This is a genomic window from Acinetobacter sp. YT-02, assembly GCF_002412355.1.
Classification (GTDB): domain Bacteria; phylum Pseudomonadota; class Gammaproteobacteria; order Pseudomonadales; family Moraxellaceae; genus Acinetobacter; species Acinetobacter towneri.
On sequence record NZ_NOZT01000005.1, the window covers coordinates 1 to 16,727 of the forward strand.

Here is a 16,727-nt window from a genome sequence, read left to right on the forward strand (position 1 = left end):
CGAGAGATGTTAAAATTGAAGAGCATGCTCTTCAATTTAACGCAAAACATGGAAATTGTGTAGATACCTATGCTTTTTAGGTTTAGGAGAGGGTTAGGGAGAGGTTTGCAATCTTTTCTCTCCTTTTAGAAGCGGGTTAGAAAGGTTTGCAATCTTTCTTCTCCTTTTAGCAGCGGGTTAGAGAGCTTTGCAAGCCTACCTCACTTGAATAAAGCGGGAAACTAAACGCAATAAAAAAGCACCTTACAAGAAGGTGCTTTTTTGATGGTTTTTTCAGTTTTAGACGATTAGCTGCAAATCATCTTGCAAATGACAGGCTTGAATGATCTTCATCATTTTTTCAGGAACCGCTTTAAACTGTAAGCCTTTGGCTTCAGGCGTCTGACGCAACCATTGCACCAAAACGGCCAAAGCTAAAGTACTCCCGTGTTCTAGCTGCGCCAAATTGACCACCAAAGGCAACTGCTGCTGACGAATCAACTGCAGACCTTTTTGGTAATATTGCTCTGCATTACTGAAATCTATTTTTCCAGAAACACATAATTCCTGATTTGATAATTCAATCACGCCACACCTAACCTATTTTTTCTTTTCAACAGCAGCTTCTGCATCTGGCTTAAAGGTTGCAATGGCTTTATCAATATTGCCGCCATTACGCTTCACGTTCGCTGCAAACTGGTTACGGAATTGCAAACCTAAATCAATACCCGACACGTTAATGTTACGGATTTTCCATTGGCTGCCTTTGTCTGCCAACTGGAATGACACAGGAATTTTTTCACCATTATGCAAGAAGTCAATGGTCACCACTGGGTTCTTGCTGTTGGTCGCCTTATAAGGACGCATGGTGTAGCTTTGGTTGCTAAATTTCGCAAACGCTGTGCCATAATTCTCAATTAAGGTTTCACGGAAGTTTTTCTCAAACTGCGCGCGCTGTGCTGCTGAACTGTATTGATTCGTCGCATAAGTACCCATCACAATACGGGTAAATGCTTGCGCATCTACATACGGATCAAGGTTTTGACGCACAATCGTTTTGACCAATGCTGGATTGTTCTGCAATTTAGCATGATCTGCTTTTAAACGTGCAATCAAGCTATCGGCAACTTTTTTCACAAAAGCTGGTGGCGCTTCTGCAGGTGCAGCAAATGCAGTTCCTGCCAACATGGTTGAAAGTACACTTACCGCCAGAGTTTGCTTTAAAAGTGTTTTCACGGACAATCTCCTTCATTACTCAACAAATGACACTTCTGCATCTGTTGTTTCAGCTGTCGCTGTGTCTTTATCTGCGTCTGACGCTGCGTTGGATGTTTTCGCTGCACCGCCAGTAATAAACTTACTGATTAAATCTTCTAAATCCATGGTGCCTTGCGTGTTGGCAATACTTTCGCCACGCTTCACAAAGTTCAAACCACCACCTGGAACCACTTTGAGATATTTCTCACCCAATAAACCATTGGTTGCTACCATTATGTAAGCATCTTCATCAATACTGGTGATGGATTTCATGTTACCCAACAGTTGTTGTTCCATTTCTTTTTGTTGCTGAGGATTTGCTTCTTGGTATTCTGCACTGTAGCGCAATTCTTCAAGCGCATAATTTTGCACTGTTTTTAGTTGTTCAGGATTAAAACTGGTCAACTTGCCATCTAGTTCAAATTCAACTGTAGCCAAACGCGATACAGGGTCTAAAGTAATATCATTGACGCGACCAATGGTGACACCGCTCATAGTGACTTTGGCGCGTGGTTTTAAACCATTCACGTTGTCAAAAGTTGCGGTCATATTGTAACTGTCGCGCAAATTGGTACCCACCAATCCACTGACTTTCATAGCCAAGAAAAATAATGCAATGCCTGTCAAAATGACAAATACACCTACGGCCAGCTCACTTGTACGTGATTTCATTAAACACCTCCGAACATGACCGCAGTCAACACAAAATCAAAACCTAAAACACATAATGAAGAATACACCACGGTTCGTGTGGTTGACGTCGCAATGCCTTCCGATGTTGGGACACAGGCATAGCCTTGATATACTGCAATCCAAGTACAAATTAATGCAAAAACAAAACTTTTAATAATTGTGCCGTTAAAAATATCTTTATAGAACTGCACGCTGCTTTGCATACCGCCCCAGAAAGAGCCTTCATCGACACCTAGAAAATCGACCCCAACCATTTTGCCGCCCATAATGCCAATCGCAGCAAAAATAATGGAGAGCATTGGCAGGCTGACAATTCCTGCCCATAAACGTGGTGACACAATACGCTTGAGTGGGTCTACCCCAATCATTTCCATACTGGCCAATTGTTCTGTGGCTTTCATCAGACCAATTTCTGCAGTTAAGGCAGAGCCTGCACGTCCTGCAAATAACAGTGCAGCCACGACAGGCGCCAACTCACGCAATAAAGTCAAAGACACCATGGTGCCTAACATGGCTTCTGAACCGATATTGACCAAAATAGAGTAGCCTTGTAAGCCCAAGACCAAACCAATAAATAAACCCGACACCGCAATAATCAATAACGACATCACGCCAACACGGTACATTTGGTACAGGAACAGCTTCACCCCAAGCAGGGTTGGCATGGAAAATAGAATTTGCAACAACATTTGGGTGGCGACACCAATGCCACGAACACGCTCAATGACGCGTTGACCTAATGCGGCAATAGCATTCATGAACGCACCTCATCACTTAAATAAGCCCGATGGCTAAATTGATAATCGACTGGCCCTTCGGCAGCGCCTGTTAAGAACTGACGTACAAATGCCGATTCATGCTGTTTTAATTCTGCAGGTGTACCTTCGCCCTGAATCACGCCTTCCGCGATAATATAAATGTAGTCGGCAATTGATAAAGTTTCACCAACATCATGCGAGACGATGATGGTGGTTAAATCCAACGCTTCACGCAAGGAACGGATTAAACGGGTCAACACACCTTTTACAATCGGGTCTTGCCCTGCAAACGGCTCATCGTACATGATCAATTCAGGGTCTAACGCAATCGCACGTGCCAATGCCACGCGACGGTTCATCCCGCCTGAGAGTTCTGCAGGCATAAGTTGTTCTGTACCACGCAAACCGACTGCTTCAAGTTTTAAAGCCACCAATTCTGCAATTAAATGTTCAGGCAACTGGGTATGTGCACGCAATGGAAACGCGACGTTTTCATATACGCTCATATCGGTAAATAACGCACCGCTTTGGAATAACATGCCCATACGTGCGCGCGCAGCAAATAACTCCTGACGCGACATTTGCGCAAGATTTTTTCCATCCAGAAAAATATCACCATGATCGGGAGTCAACTGACCACCAATCAAACGTAATAACGTGGTTTTACCAGTACCTGAAGGTCCCATAATGGCAGTAATTTGACCACGGCGAATCTTTAAACTGACATTTTCGAAAATGACACGTTTCCCTCGTTTAAAGCTCAGTTCATTGACTTCAATCAATGACGGCTCATGTTGAGGCATTGGATTATTCATAGCTGAGGGTCTTCCTGCATTTTTTCAGCACGCATACTATAAAGGATTGAAGCGCAAAATGTTATCTAGCAAATTTTTAAAAACTGTGCACGTATTGTTCAAGCAGTCTTATTATTGTTATTTAAATCACTTTTAGGACAGCAACAATTTAAAAGTAAGAAGAAATAATATAATACATTAAATTGCATAAGATGAGTGCTAAACCAATATACGGCATCATTCCCTCTCTCGTCTGCATGAGCAATCGTAAGCTATTGATGTTCATAATTAGCAAATAGAGTTAAAAACGTGACTTATTATACATTTTATTTATCTAAAACAAAAATATTTAACATAAAAAAACCAGTGCTGAGCACTGGTTTTTCTTTATACAAATTGCTATCGCGATCTTAGTCGTTAAATTTACGACGTGGGCGATCAAAACCACCTTCACGGCGTGGACGATCTGAATTGAACTCGCGACGTGGACGATCTTCACCACCAAAAGAACGCTTAGGACGATCATCAAACGAACGTGGTTGACGGTCACCAAAACCACCTTCACGACGATCACCAAAATCACGTTTTGGACGATCACCGAAGCTACCTTCACGACGTGGTTTGTAGTCTACGCGGTTGCCACGGTTGTCATCATTCGCATCAAAACGCGGCTTATCGTTGAAGCCACCTTCGCGACGCGGACGGTCTGAATTAAATTCACGACGTGGACGGTCATCAAATGAACGCTGTGGACGATCACCGAAACCACCTTCACGGCGCGGACGGTCTGAGTTGAACTCGCGACGCGGACGATCTTCAAATGAACGTTGTGGACGGTCACCGAAACCACCTTCACGGCGTGGACGGTCTGAGTTGAACTCACGACGCGGACGATCTTCACCAAATGCAGGACGTTCACCACGTGGTTTGTCATCAAAGCTGCGACGTGGACGTTCATCACCGCCTTCACGACGTTTAAAGTTGCTTTCGCCTTCAAAACGACGACCGCCACCAAAACCGCCACGACCACCGCGACCGCCATCACGACGACCACGACCACCGTCACGACCAGAACGTGCTGGAGGTGGAGATGGCTCTAAGCCTTCAATTTCTGAAACGCTTAAACGTGCATCCAAGAAATCTTCCAAAGCACGGATTTTGCCACGCTCACGGTAAGTTGCCAAAGTAATGGCATTACCGGTACGACCCGCACGACCTGTACGACCAATACGGTGTACATAGTCTTCATTTTTCATTGGTAAACCAAAGTTGATCACGTGAGAAATCGTTGGTACGTCTAAACCACGTGCTGCAACGTCAGTTGCAACCAAAATTTTTGCACGACCTTCACGAATGCTACGTAAACGACGGTTACGTACGGTCTGTGGCATTGCACCGTGTAGCGCAACCACCGAGTGACCTGCTTCAGCCAATTCTTCAGCCAGCATGTCGGTATCTTCTTGAGTCGATGCGAATACAACCGCTTGGTCTACACCTTCATCAGACAACCAGTGTGACAATAATTTTTTCTTGTGCTCAAAGCCATCTGTCCAGTGTAAAGTCTGGGTGATGTCCATGTTGGTTGAGTGACCTGTTTCAATTGCAATACGCACAGGTTCATTCATCATACGTTCTGCAAGTGTGATAATACGGCTTGCAAAAGTAGCAGAGAACATTAGTGTTTGTTTACGGTTAGCAGCCAAGTCGCTAATGGCTTCTAGGTCTTCAGAGAAACCTAAGTCAAGCATACGGTCAGCTTCGTCTACAATTAGAGCATCAACTTTATCGAGCTTAATTTGACGACGGTTCACCAAGTCAAGTAAACGACCTGGAGTCGCTACAACCACTTGTGCACCTTTTAATTGTTGGATTTGCTTACCAAAAGGCATACCACCCATGATTGCTGCAATACGCACACCTTTCATATGACGTACAAATGCAATCGCATCTTGGCTGACTTGTTGTGCCAACTCACGTGTTGGGCAAAGTACCAAAATAGATGGCTGAGTAATGGCTTTCATACGTTCTTTAAAAGGAACGAAAGTATCTTGGTTAGCAAGCGCGTTTAAAGTTGGGAGTAAGAACGCAGCAGTTTTACCAGAACCTGTTTGGCTAGACACCAATAAGTCTTTACCTTCAAGTGCCGCTGGAATCGATTGTTCTTGAACAGGAGTCGGCGTAGTAAAGTTCAAGCCTTCTAAAGCTTGTTGTAAAGATTCGTGTAAAGAAAAATCAGCAAAAGTTTTGCTCATAGAGATTTTCACCCTGAAAATGGGTGCTCCATTAAAATAAAGTCAGATGGACATCGGCAAAAAGCGGTACAGCAATTATCGCTGACAATTTAAGATTCAGCGGCGATCCGAGTAACGACGATGTGATATAACGCACGCATGATTACGGCTTAACCTGAAGGAATCGCTTTAGCGATTGGGGCGCGAGATATCGTCCTCTCTTTGGACCGCACGCGCATACACAATGATTAGAAGAGAAATGTTCAGGTAATGAACAGAAATTAAGTGCGTGGGCGGATTATAGCAGGATTATTTTAAAAGTCACCTTATTTAATCTACTTTTGCATTTTTTTGTGTAAACCGTGATATATCCTGCTTTTTAGCGAGTATACCCACAATCAAAATGGGTCTTAAATTAGCTATTTTAGACCAGTCGATAAAAGAAAAGCCCTCAAGATAGAGAGCTTTAATCATTTTTGCGATGGCGTAGATCGTGTGATCTGATTATTTAGCCGCTTCACCCCAAGCAGGTACAACGGCTTTCATAAGTGGTTTTAACATTTTCATTGAACATGCCAAAACTTGCCCATTTTCCATAGAGTCGCTGCCACCACGTGCATCGACCACAGTACCGCCCGCTTCTTTCACAATTAACTCACCCGCAGCAATATCCCACGGTTTTAAGCCAAGTTCAAAATAACCATCTAAACGACCTGCAGCCAAATAAGCCAAGTCTAATGCAGCAGAACCTGCACGGCGGTATTGAGCGCCTGCTTCTGTCACATTCAATAAACTTTCAAAATGGTTTTTGGCATAAGAAACAATTTCGCCATCGCGCTTAGCACGATAAGCATGACCCACTGCCAAGAAGGTGTTGTCTAAACTGTCTTTTACATTTACGCGAATACGACGTTGATTCATCATCGCACCACGGCCACGGCTCGCAGAGAACAATTCATCTTTCACAGGATCGTAAATAACACCGTGCTGTGTCACACCTTTGTGTTGCACTGCAATCGAAATACAAAAATGAGGGAAACCGTGAACAAAGTTTAAAGTGCCATCCAAAGGATCAATCACCCAGCACCAGTCGGCATCGTGACCTTTACCTTCCTGCATACCAAATTCTTCGCCCAAGAAGCTGTGATTTTTATAACTTTTACGTAAAGTATCAATGGTCAATTGCTCGAGGTAACGATCTACGCGCGTTACAGGACCATCAATGCCTTTTTCTTCGACTTGTAGATCGAGTTTATGACGATTCTGATGCGCTTTTAAAAGCTCTTGACCAACTGTTTGAGCCGCACGCGCAGCCATCACCACCATAGGTTCCATTGAACACCCACTACAAATTTGAAGAGATTGATAAAGAATAATGCATGAAAGCCCCAATATTTTAGCAAATATTGAGGCTTTTGGGGAAGAAGTGTTGCTAAAAATTAATTCAATATAGATTGATGCAGTATTTGCCAAGCATTTTGCATTGATTTTTCAATGCCTTGTGCATCTAAACCTGCCTGTTGCAGCATTTGACCATGTGTCGCCTGTTGCATAAAGCTATCTTCTAAACCTAAATGAATAATTGGTTTAACAATTTGTGCCTTCGCCAAGTATTCACTCACAGCACTGCCTGCACCACCCATAATCGCATGCTCTTCTACAGTGACGAATAATGCAGTGTTATCTGCAATCTCAGCTAACAGCTTTTCATCCAATGGCTTCACAAAACGCATATTCACCACACGTACTGCGACATCGTGCTGCTGAGCAAACGCTTCAGCCGCTTCAACTGCCGCTTGCACACGGCTACCAAAAGCCAGCACTGAAATATAGTCATCATATTGTGGATTGAACTGCGCCACAATTTCAGCTTGTCCTAATGGAATTGCAGTCATCTGCTGCTGAATTTCGACACCTAAACCATGCCCGCGTGGATAACGCACTGCTGCAGGGCCGTTATATAAATAAGCCGTGTGCAGCATTTGACGACATTCATTTTCGTCTTTTGGTGCCATAATCACGATATTCGGTACGGTACGCATATAGGCATAGTCGTAAGCACCTGCATGGGTCGGGCCATCTTCACCCACCAAACCTGCACGGTCGATACCAAAAGTAACATCCAGATTTTGCAAAGCGACATCATGAATCAGTTGGTCATAACCACGCTGCAAGAAGGTAGAGTAAATCGCCACCACAGGCTTCAAACCTTCACAGGCCATACCCGCAGCCAAAGTCACCGCATGCTGTTCGGCAATCGCGACATCAAAATAGCGTTCTGGGAATTGTTTGGCAAATTGCACCATGCCCGAACCTTCGCACATGGCTGGCGTAATTGCCAATAATCGTGAATCTTGTTCTGCCTGATCACATAACCACTGTCCAAATACATCGGAATATTTTGGTGCTACAACAGGCGCAGCTTTGGCATGGATTTTAGTAATCGCGTGATATTTAATTTGATCGGCTTCTGCAGGCGCAAAGCCTTTGCCTTTTTTGGTATAAACGTGAATTAAACGTGGGCCTTTACGTTTTTTCAGCGCATTGAATACGTGTGTGAGTTGTTCAACATCATGTCCATCGAAAGGGCCGAAATAATCAAACCCAATCGCTTTAAATAAATTGTCTGCAGCTTCAGTGGCAGCACAGTGTAAACGCGAGTTATACGTCCATTTCGGATGTGGCTGCACGTAAGCTTCGCCAGTTTCACTGACATAAACCGATTCACCACGTTCCCAAATGGCAGCAAGATGTTTAGCAAAGCCGCCTGTGCTGCATGAAATTGACATATCGTTGTCATTCAGCACCACCATCATATCGGCTTGGTGAGCCACTGCATCATTCATGGCTTCAAAAGCCATACCTGCTGTCATAGCACCATCGCCAATAATGGCAACAACTTCACACGGGTTTTGTTGATAACGTCGTGCCAACGCCATCCCCAATCCTGCAGAAATTGCTGTTGAGGAGTGACCCACACCAAAGGTATCGAAGATAGATTCTTCACGCGCAGGGAATGCAGCCAAACCATCTTTGGCGCGAATGGTGGTGAGTTGCTCGCGGCGTCCTGTTAGGGCTTTATGCGGATAAGCCTGATGACCGACATCCCAAATTAAGCGATCGTGTGGGGTATTAAAGCAATAATGCAGCGCAACGGTCAGTTCGATCACGCCTAAGTTTGCGCCAAAGTGTCCTCCACTTTGACCTGCGGCATACAAAATGAATTGACGTAACTCATCCGCCACTTGTGGAAGCTGGCTTTGCGCGAGTAAACGTAATTGCTGCGGATGGTCAATCTCATCGAGCAATGGTGTTACAGGGCGTTGAGTTGGAATTTCTGTATACAGCATATGTGGCAAAGCCTTCTAAAGCCTGGCAAATCCTAAGCGAGGTCAATGGGAATTACTCGATCATATAACCGAATGGTATTACCTTCAATCAGCCACATTTCTAGCGATGTAGTTTTGAGCAGTGATTTCAGTTGGGCACACGTTGGGTGGGTAGATTATCCTGAATAATCTAACTATTTATCAACCATTATCGTGCGCTTTATACAAAAAAGAAAATCTTCTGTATAAATTCGTGTTCGCTATTCTACTAATGTCTGAGCATTACGCTATACTTTAAACAATTTATCGACTATTTCACGAGTTAAACAGTGCCGATTAAGTTTGTCGCAACCTCACGATTACCGACCGCATTTGGTGAATTCAACATTACGGTATTTCAAGATCCTGAAACTGGCGAAGAACACGTGGCATTATCCAAAGGTTTGGACACTGCGCCAACCCAGCCCGTTCTGGTACGGATTCACTCAGAATGTTTAACTGGCGATGCTTTCGCGTCTTTAAAATGCGACTGTGGCCCACAGCTTCAAGCCACTCAACGTCTGATTAATGACGCAGGACAAGGTGTGATTTTATATTTACGCCAAGAAGGTCGCGGGATTGGCTTGACCAATAAAATTCGTGCTTATGCCCTGCAAGATCAAGGACATGACACGGTGGATGCCAATTTAATGCTGAATTTACCTGCCGATGCACGTCGCTATGATATGTGCAGCATTATGCTAGATCATTTGCAGGTTAAAGCTGTGCGCTTAATCACCAACAACCCTTTGAAAATTCAAGCATTACAGGAACAAGGGATTACGGTGGTAGACCGTGTGCCTTTAACTGTGGGTCTAAATCCATTCAATGAAGAATATTTGCAAACCAAACACGAACGCATGGCGCACATGTATGATAAAGGTGACTTCTGAGTCACCTTTTAATTTTTGAATTAAATAATTTCTACTCAACTTACTTAAATCGTCATCGAAAAAATACGATTATTCGGCATACGGCGTTTTAAACGCAAATCAAAGGCCATACAAATATTGCGCACAAAAGGTTTACCTTTTTCCAAAATCTGAATGTGCTGATCTTGAATGAGCAGTAATTCATCTTCCTGCATTTCCTGTAACTGTTGCAGCACTTGCTCAATTTCAGGAAATGCCAATTCTGGACTGGCCCACGACGTTTCAAAGCTGCACATTAAATTTAAAATATGCTGACGTATTACCAAATCTTCCCGATCCAGCACATGCCCTTTAAACACAGGAATTTCATTGCAGGCTAAACGGGCATAATAGTCTTCAATGCTTTTTTCATTTTGCGCAAAGCTATACCAACTGTCGCTAATAGATGAAACACCCAAGCCAATCATAAGCTGCGTTTTAGATGCGGTATAGCCCATAAAATTACGGTGCAAGGTACCATTTTTAAACGACTGATACATACCATCACGTTCTAAGGCAAAGTGATCCATCCCAATTTCATGATAACCATAGGCCAAAAGACGCTGTTTGCCTTCTTCATAGCACTGACGTTTTAATTCATCTTTAGGTACATCTTCATCTTTAAAACCACGCTGCCCATTGCCTTTAATCCATGGCACATGCGCATAACTGTAAAATGCCAAACGGTCTGGCATTAAACGTTGGGTCTGCTCAATGGTATTCAGTACATCGTCTAGATTTTGAAAGGGCAAACCAAAAACCAAATCATGTGAAATAGAATCATAGCCAATTTCACGCGCCCACTCGGTCACACGTTGCACATGCTCAAAAGGCTGCATCCGATGAATGGCGCGCTGCACTTTTTCATTATAATCCTGCACGCCATAACTGACCCGACGAAAACCCAAGTCATATAAGGCCTGTAAATGTTCGCGGGTGGTGTTATTGGGATGACCTTCAAAACTAAATTCGTGCTGTTCTGCCACTTTGGCTTTTGCCAGAATGCCTTGAATGAGCTGCGTCAAATGTTCGACAGAAAAGAAAGTTGGTGTGCCACCGCCCAAGTGAATTTCTTTAATGATGGGAGTGCTTTCGAGCAATTGGCAATATAAGTCCCACTCTTTTAATAACGCCTGAATGTATGGCTGTTCAACTTCATGGCGTTTGGTGACACGTTTATGACAGCCACAAAAAGTGCATAGACTTTCGCAAAATGGCAAATGAATATACAGACTAATGCCTTCGCTGGCATTAGATTCATCAAAAGAACGCTTCAGCGTCTGCTGCCATGCCTCGGCTGAAAAAGTAGCATCATCCCAATAAGGTACGGTTGGATAACTGGTATAACGTGGTCCAGGCACATTGTATTTTTGAATTAAAGAATTTGCCTGCTGTGTCATCCCATCTGCCTCATCCAGTGAATTAGCGCCCTGCAAAATTTGCTTTGGCCTGCAAACTATTGTGCTGAGCTTGTAAGTGGAAATCAACCTAGTCTTTTGCTCGGAATACTCTGGATAAAATGCTCTATTTACCTCATTCACAGAATAGTTTGCTAAGACAATTCAGACAAAGCGCTTAATTTTTAGAGGCTTTTATGTTTTGATGTAAGCCATTTTATTTTTATGCTGAGGTGGCCATGTCGCATCCTACTCACGCGGATATTCAGCGGGTACGTGAATTTCTTCTCGATTTACAGGCGCGAATTTGTGCGGCTTTAGAACAACAAGAACAAGCAGGTGGCGGAAACGCACAGTTTGAAATTGATGACTGGCAACGTCCTGAAGGTGGCGGTGGTCGTTCCCGTGTCTTACAAAACGGTACGGTGATTGAAAAAGGCGGGGTGATGTTCTCACACATCAACATATCCAAACTACCAGCCTCTGCAACAGAACGCCATCCGAATATTGCAGGTGCACCTGCGCAGGCGATGGGCGTGTCATTGGTGATTCACCCGAAAAACCCGAATGTGCCAACTTCACATGCCAATGTGCGTTTATTTGTCGCTGAACCCGAAGGACAGCCGCCAATTTGGTGGTTCGGTGGTGGTTTTGACCTGACACCGTTTTATCCAAATGACGAAGAAGTTTTGGCATGGCACCAAACTGCACATGATTTGTGTGCCCCTTTTGGTGAAAAGGTTTACGCAGAACATAAAAAATGGTGTGATGACTACTTTTATTTAAAGCACCGTGATGAACAACGTGGTGTCGGTGGCTTATTTTTTGATGACTTGAATCAATGGGACTTTGAAACCTGTTTTAACTATATTCAGGCTGTTGGCAATGGTTATTTGGAAGCGATTCTGCCAATTTTTGAACGTAACCGTGACAAAGCCTATACTGAAGCACAACGCGAGTTTCAGCTTTACCGTCGCGGGCGTTATGTTGAATACAATCTAGTCTATGACCGTGGCACCTTATTTGGTTTACAAACAGGTGGACGGATTGAGTCAATTTTAGTGAGTTTACCGAACTTGGCAGGCTGGTCGTATCGTCCTGAATGGGCGGAAGATTCAGCAGAGAAAAAACTCACTGACTACTATTTAAAACCTCGCGACTGGTTAAATCTCGAAGCCAGCTCACTGTAGAAAAGATCACATTCAACTTCTAAAAAAGCGATTCCTCCACGAATCGCTTTTTTGCTTACAAACTTTATCGCTTATTTTCAAATCAATAAATATGCACAGCATCAATTAACTGTCATGATGTTGCGGATGGACTTTAATAGACGATGTGACTGCGCACGCGACTCTACGATGCAACCAGACATGAATAAAAAATTCATCATTCAAACGGACTGCATCGCAAGCTTATTCATCAAACTGTCAAAGCAACATGACAAACTGCGCCACATCTGTCAGGAGATATCCATGCTGCACACATTCACCAAACCTAAAATTATTTTATTTTGGTCTACCTTTGCCATTTTAGTTGGCTCAATTTGCATGACTTTTATCTTTGAAAGTCATCTATCAGACGGCTTAGCCATTAGCAGCAGTATTTTGGCTGGCATTGCTATGTTTGTGACTGCAGCAATTTTAGTTTTGGAAACAGTGCTCGCCATTTGTAATCCTTAACCCTTCCACGCTTTTATCTTCCAGCTAAAATTTTAGCGCTTTCACAGCAGTGATAGCCACAGGTTTTTATTCTGTGCAACGCTTCAGTCCACGCCCAATTTCACGTATATTGGTCTGCATTTCAGCATCTGGATTTTGGCACATGCGCAAACAATTTGCCGTGATTGGCAACCCAATTGAACAATCTCGCTCTCCTGAACTGCATCATGCTTTTGCAGACAAAACCGGCATTCAACTGCAATACAGCAAACGCCTTGCACCACTGGATGGTTTTCGTGACAGCGTGCAGGACTTTTTTGCCCAAGGTGGTGTCGGTATGAATGTGACCGTGCCATTTAAAGAACAAGCCTTTGCTGAATGTGGCGTATTGACCGAGCGTGCCAAAATTGCCAAAGCTGTCAACACCTTATGGATGCAAGATGGTGTTCTACATGGCGACAATACCGATGGACAAGGCTTAGTCGATGCCATTACCGCATTGGGCTGGAACTTAAAACAAAGCGACATTCTAATTATTGGTGCGGGTGGTGCAACACGTGGTGTCATCTATCCATTGGTTCAAGCAGGTGCGAAGAAAATCGTAATTGCTAACCGTACCCTTGCTCGTGCAGAACAACTGGTTGCCGACTTACAAGCTGCTGTGCCACAAGCCAAATTACAGGCCATGGCACTAACCGATTTAACAGGTCAATTTGATTTGGCCATTAATGCAACCTCTGCCAGTTTAACTGGGGATGCCTTGGTACTGCCTGAAAGTTTGCAATTCAACTCTGCCTATGAAATGGCATATGGCAAAGCATCTAGCTTTTTAGAACAAGCCAAAGCACGTGGCGTACCCACTTCCGAAGGTTTTGGTATGTTAGTTGGACAGGCCATTGAATCTTTTTATATTTGGAATGGGGTGAAACCTGAGTTAAAAGATTTTCTCTAAATCATCATTCAAGAAAATAGCCCTTTAGCATCAGCAAAAGGGCTATTTTTTGAACTGGACAATCTTGTATAACCATGACTGCCCATTTTTTATGCTCGGTTTATTTCACATATTTCTGCATATCTTCATACACATCCATATAAATTTCATAATCAATCATTTCAGCCTGTTCTAAGCTCAAAGACTGAATTGAACTCTGACTCATTTTACCTTTTTGATGATCAATATAAGTTTGACCTAAAATCTGTGCCGTTTTCTTTAAACTAGCGAGATCGGGCGTATCCCAAGTATAAGCAGCTTGATACAACTTTTGATATTGCTGCGCAAACATCTGTTGTGGCTGTTTATACTGTTGTTTGAGCTTACGCCATTCCAATGCCACTTTATTTTCATCGACGGCATCTTCAGTCAAATTATTAATATGACGACCAATGGCGTTATTAAATTGCACGTCTTCCTGCAAATGATGCTTGGCTTGCAGGGCTTCAATCCGTTTGAGTGCTGCACCTTGCGGGTCATAGTAGCGCTCATCACTAAACCAATAGGCATAGACTTCTGCCATTTCCTGCAAAGTTTGCGGGCTTAAGTTTTTCACCCACTCACGCTGCTCTGCTGCCATGTGCACTAAAAATAAAGTCTGATAAGTTTCACTAAATGCACCTTTTTGCTGATAGGTCTTTTCAGCCAATTGCTTTAATTCATCAGTATAACTGAGTGTAGCCGTGATGGCTGCCTGCTCACTGGCTGCCGTATCCTGTTCCAGACTACGCCCTAAGTTTTTCACCCATTTTTCTAAAATAGAACCTTTACTGACTTCCTGAATAGACTTTGCCTGACGCAACGCAGCACGGTCTATTTTGTTGGCATTTCCATAATTGGAAATCTGCACATCATTACGCACATGAATGGTGCCGTAATTTTCGCGCTCAAATTGCAGTGCATAATCCACTTTTGCGGCACGCCCCTGATCATCTAACGCCACATCAATTTGAATGGGTGTTTTTTTACGTGCAGCAGTCGTGTTCATAATCTGCTGAATTTCAGCCTGATGTTTTTGCCACAACGCTGCAAAAGCAGCGGCATCAACCAATTGTTCAGAACGGTAGGGTTTAAAAAGTTCAGCCAGTTTTTCTTGCGGGGTATTAAAATGCGCCTCGAATACCGACTCTGCCTGTGCAGCACGGCTTTCGGTAAAAGCTTTTAATTCATAAGCATACGCACAATAGGTCAAATCACCCACTTTGGCTGTTTTGGCTGTCTCGATAAGACGCTCACAATCTTGCTCACTTAATAGGTTTTCTTCTAATGCAGCCGCATTTATCGCTTCTTCGGCTGCCTGAGTTGCTGCCTCATAAGCCTCTGAGGATGCTGCTTCTGTGACAACTGTTGAATCAGCAGCCTCATCTTCCTGAGTCGATTCAGTCTCATAAAACTTCTGGCTGACCAAATTACGCAAGGCAACCGCTGCTTGATACGCTACGAAGCCTTCTTGGCTCATGCCATAATCTTCAGCCGTTTCATTTTGTTTTAAATATTCTTCAGGACTCAACTCTTTGGCAGGTGCATCTTGAGCATGCTCAGACGATGCATTCGCTACCACTTGCTCCGCAGCATCTTCTGTTGCTGCTGCCTGCCCTAACACGGTCTGCTGTAAATACGGCGCATTGACATGATCAAACATCGACAACTGCAGCATCATGTCTTCTAAGCTGCTGCTATAGCGGATTTTTTCACTGAATTTCTGTTGGCGCTCTGCCGTAGTTAAATTCACTTTTTGAATTTGTTGGGAACCTGCCAAAACATAAGGCACTGCGTTTAATGCTTTTAAATACGCTGCAAATTCCTTTACCTTCACCCGTTCAATGTCTGACTTATATTTAGAAAAGTCGACATAGGCAAAGTCATTTTGGCTGTCTTTATTGACCAGATACGGCAGCAATGAAAAATAATTGGTATAAAACTTGTACTCATTAAAATCAATCACCATCGGTACTTTCATTTGTACCAACAGCGTCGGTTTTTCATAACGGGCTGCCACATTTAAGGCTGCTATTTTTTGGCGATAATGTACCGATCCGTCATAGTCAAACTGTGTATCGTTCAGCACATTTAACATAAAATCAAAGGGATTAGATTTTCCTGCAACACCCAAAACATCAGATGCGCTGCGCTGCTCCTTTGCCATAGCCGCATATAAATTTTGCTTTTCTTGGGTACTTAAACGAATTTTTTGCTGTTTTAAATGTTGATCTAACTGCTTTTTGAGTGCTGAGTCTAATTCAGCAGACTGTGTAGTCGCTGTTTTAGAGGTGCTGTGCTGTTGTTTGGCCTGCACGCGCAATTGACCTTGAAAGTCATAACTTGGTGTTTCAAAAATGGCATTTAAGCCAGTCACAGCTTTTTGTTCTAAGGTCACCGCCTGATTGGAATTGGTCTTTATGACATGCTGCGAACAACCTGTTGCCGCTAAACTAAAAAGACATAAAGATAAATATTTTAATTGTACCTTCATTGGTAAACACCTTATATTCATTATAGATTGGTCTGTTCAAACGCACAGATTATGATACATTCTAACATAGTGTTCTATTCATATTTTTAGGTTGAAAAATTTTCATAATTCGCATTTCTGACATTTTTATTCGCTATTCTTATCAATGTATTTTGACCATGAGTGTGAATAATCAACATATCGATACAGATAATCCAAAACTATTTCTAAATTAGGA

The 16,727-nt window shown here is 43.2% G+C and carries 14 protein-coding genes; 4 read left to right on the forward strand and 10 right to left on the reverse strand.

Annotated elements, in window-relative coordinates; all coding sequences use genetic code 11:
• Positions 1-279 precede the first annotated feature (279 nt).
• From CF596_RS03315 to dxs, 8 genes are all read right to left on the reverse strand, one after another.
• Positions 280-567: an STAS domain-containing protein gene (locus tag CF596_RS03315; RefSeq protein WP_004974653.1), complete on the reverse strand. Its 288-nt coding sequence runs from the start codon at positions 565-567 to the stop codon at positions 280-282.
• A gap of 12 nt (positions 568-579) precedes the next feature.
• A complete protein-coding gene (locus CF596_RS03320; protein ID WP_004974651.1) occupies positions 580-1,215 on the reverse strand; it encodes an ABC transporter substrate-binding protein in 636 nt (211 codons plus the stop codon).
• A gap of 15 nt (positions 1,216-1,230) precedes the next feature.
• A complete protein-coding gene (locus CF596_RS03325; RefSeq protein WP_096901228.1) occupies positions 1,231-1,908 on the reverse strand; it encodes an outer membrane lipid asymmetry maintenance protein MlaD in 678 nt (225 codons plus the stop codon).
• Positions 1,908-2,687: a lipid asymmetry maintenance ABC transporter permease subunit MlaE gene (gene mlaE, locus CF596_RS03330; RefSeq protein ID WP_004974646.1), complete on the reverse strand. Its 780-nt coding sequence runs from the start codon at positions 2,685-2,687 to the stop codon at positions 1,908-1,910. Before mlaE ends, CF596_RS03325 begins: the two co-directional genes overlap by 1 nt.
• On the reverse strand, positions 2,684-3,502 hold the full coding sequence (locus tag CF596_RS03335; protein WP_004974642.1) for an ATP-binding cassette domain-containing protein: 819 nt from the start codon (positions 3,500-3,502) through the stop codon (positions 2,684-2,686). The genes mlaE and CF596_RS03335 overlap by 4 nt, the downstream gene beginning before the upstream one ends.
• Positions 3,503-3,891: 389 nt before the next feature.
• Positions 3,892-5,733, reverse strand: a complete 1,842-nt coding sequence (locus CF596_RS03340) for a DEAD/DEAH box helicase (protein ID WP_096901229.1) — start codon at positions 5,731-5,733, stop codon at positions 3,892-3,894.
• A 483-nt stretch (positions 5,734-6,216) separates the two neighbouring features.
• Positions 6,217-7,047 (reverse strand): inositol monophosphatase family protein, encoded by an 831-nt coding sequence (locus tag CF596_RS03345; RefSeq protein WP_096901230.1) that lies wholly within the window; start codon positions 7,045-7,047, stop codon positions 6,217-6,219.
• 104 nt (positions 7,048-7,151) lie between these two features.
• Positions 7,152-9,062, reverse strand: a complete 1,911-nt coding sequence (dxs, locus tag CF596_RS03350) for a 1-deoxy-D-xylulose-5-phosphate synthase (protein WP_096901231.1) — start codon at positions 9,060-9,062, stop codon at positions 7,152-7,154.
• A 308-nt stretch (positions 9,063-9,370) separates the two neighbouring features.
• Between dxs and ribA the strand changes: the two genes are divergently transcribed.
• A complete protein-coding gene (gene ribA, locus CF596_RS03355) occupies positions 9,371-9,973 on the forward strand; it encodes a GTP cyclohydrolase II (protein WP_004974633.1) in 603 nt (200 codons plus the stop codon).
• A gap of 44 nt (positions 9,974-10,017) precedes the next feature.
• On the opposite strand, the gene hemN is transcribed toward ribA, so the two are convergent.
• Positions 10,018-11,391, reverse strand: coding sequence for an oxygen-independent coproporphyrinogen III oxidase (gene hemN, locus CF596_RS03360; protein ID WP_096901232.1), 1,374 nt, complete (start codon positions 11,389-11,391; stop codon positions 10,018-10,020).
• Between the two features lie 236 nt (positions 11,392-11,627).
• Here hemN and hemF point away from each other — a divergent pair, with 236 nt between their 5' ends.
• From hemF to aroE, 3 genes are all read left to right on the forward strand, one after another.
• Positions 11,628-12,578 (forward strand): oxygen-dependent coproporphyrinogen oxidase, encoded by a 951-nt coding sequence (gene hemF, locus CF596_RS03365; protein WP_096901233.1) that lies wholly within the window; start codon positions 11,628-11,630, stop codon positions 12,576-12,578.
• 282 nt (positions 12,579-12,860) lie between these two features.
• Positions 12,861-13,067: a hypothetical protein gene (locus CF596_RS03370; RefSeq protein ID WP_096901234.1), complete on the forward strand. Its 207-nt coding sequence runs from the start codon at positions 12,861-12,863 to the stop codon at positions 13,065-13,067.
• Between the two features lie 142 nt (positions 13,068-13,209).
• Positions 13,210-13,998, forward strand: a complete 789-nt coding sequence (gene aroE, locus CF596_RS03375; protein ID WP_096901235.1) for a shikimate dehydrogenase — start codon at positions 13,210-13,212, stop codon at positions 13,996-13,998.
• A gap of 100 nt (positions 13,999-14,098) precedes the next feature.
• On the opposite strand, the gene CF596_RS03380 is transcribed toward aroE, so the two are convergent.
• On the reverse strand, positions 14,099-16,510 hold the full coding sequence (locus CF596_RS03380) for a hypothetical protein (RefSeq protein WP_096901236.1): 2,412 nt from the start codon (positions 16,508-16,510) through the stop codon (positions 14,099-14,101).
• Positions 16,511-16,727: the final 217 nt, after the last annotated feature.

Coding starts and splice junctions, on each gene's coding strand:
- CF596_RS03335 (WP_004974642.1), bottom strand. CDS start 3,502: ATGAATAATCCAATGCCTCAACATGAGCCGTCATTGATTGAAGTCAAT.
- CF596_RS03380 (WP_096901236.1), bottom strand. CDS start 16,510: ATGAAGGTACAATTAAAATATTTATCTTTATGTCTTTTTAGTTTAGCG.
- dxs (WP_096901231.1), bottom strand. CDS start 9,062: ATGCTGTATACAGAAATTCCAACTCAACGCCCTGTAACACCATTGCTC.
- aroE (WP_096901235.1), top strand. CDS start 13,210: ATGCGCAAACAATTTGCCGTGATTGGCAACCCAATTGAACAATCTCGC.
- mlaE (WP_004974646.1), bottom strand. CDS start 2,687: ATGAATGCTATTGCCGCATTAGGTCAACGCGTCATTGAGCGTGTTCGT.
- hemF (WP_096901233.1), top strand. CDS start 11,628: ATGTCGCATCCTACTCACGCGGATATTCAGCGGGTACGTGAATTTCTT.
- CF596_RS03325 (WP_096901228.1), bottom strand. CDS start 1,908: ATGAAATCACGTACAAGTGAGCTGGCCGTAGGTGTATTTGTCATTTTG.
- CF596_RS03345 (WP_096901230.1), bottom strand. CDS start 7,047: ATGGAACCTATGGTGGTGATGGCTGCGCGTGCGGCTCAAACAGTTGGT.
- hemN (WP_096901232.1), bottom strand. CDS start 11,391: ATGACACAGCAGGCAAATTCTTTAATTCAAAAATACAATGTGCCTGGA.
- CF596_RS03370 (WP_096901234.1), top strand. CDS start 12,861: ATGCTGCACACATTCACCAAACCTAAAATTATTTTATTTTGGTCTACC.
- CF596_RS03340 (WP_096901229.1), bottom strand. CDS start 5,733: ATGAGCAAAACTTTTGCTGATTTTTCTTTACACGAATCTTTACAACAA.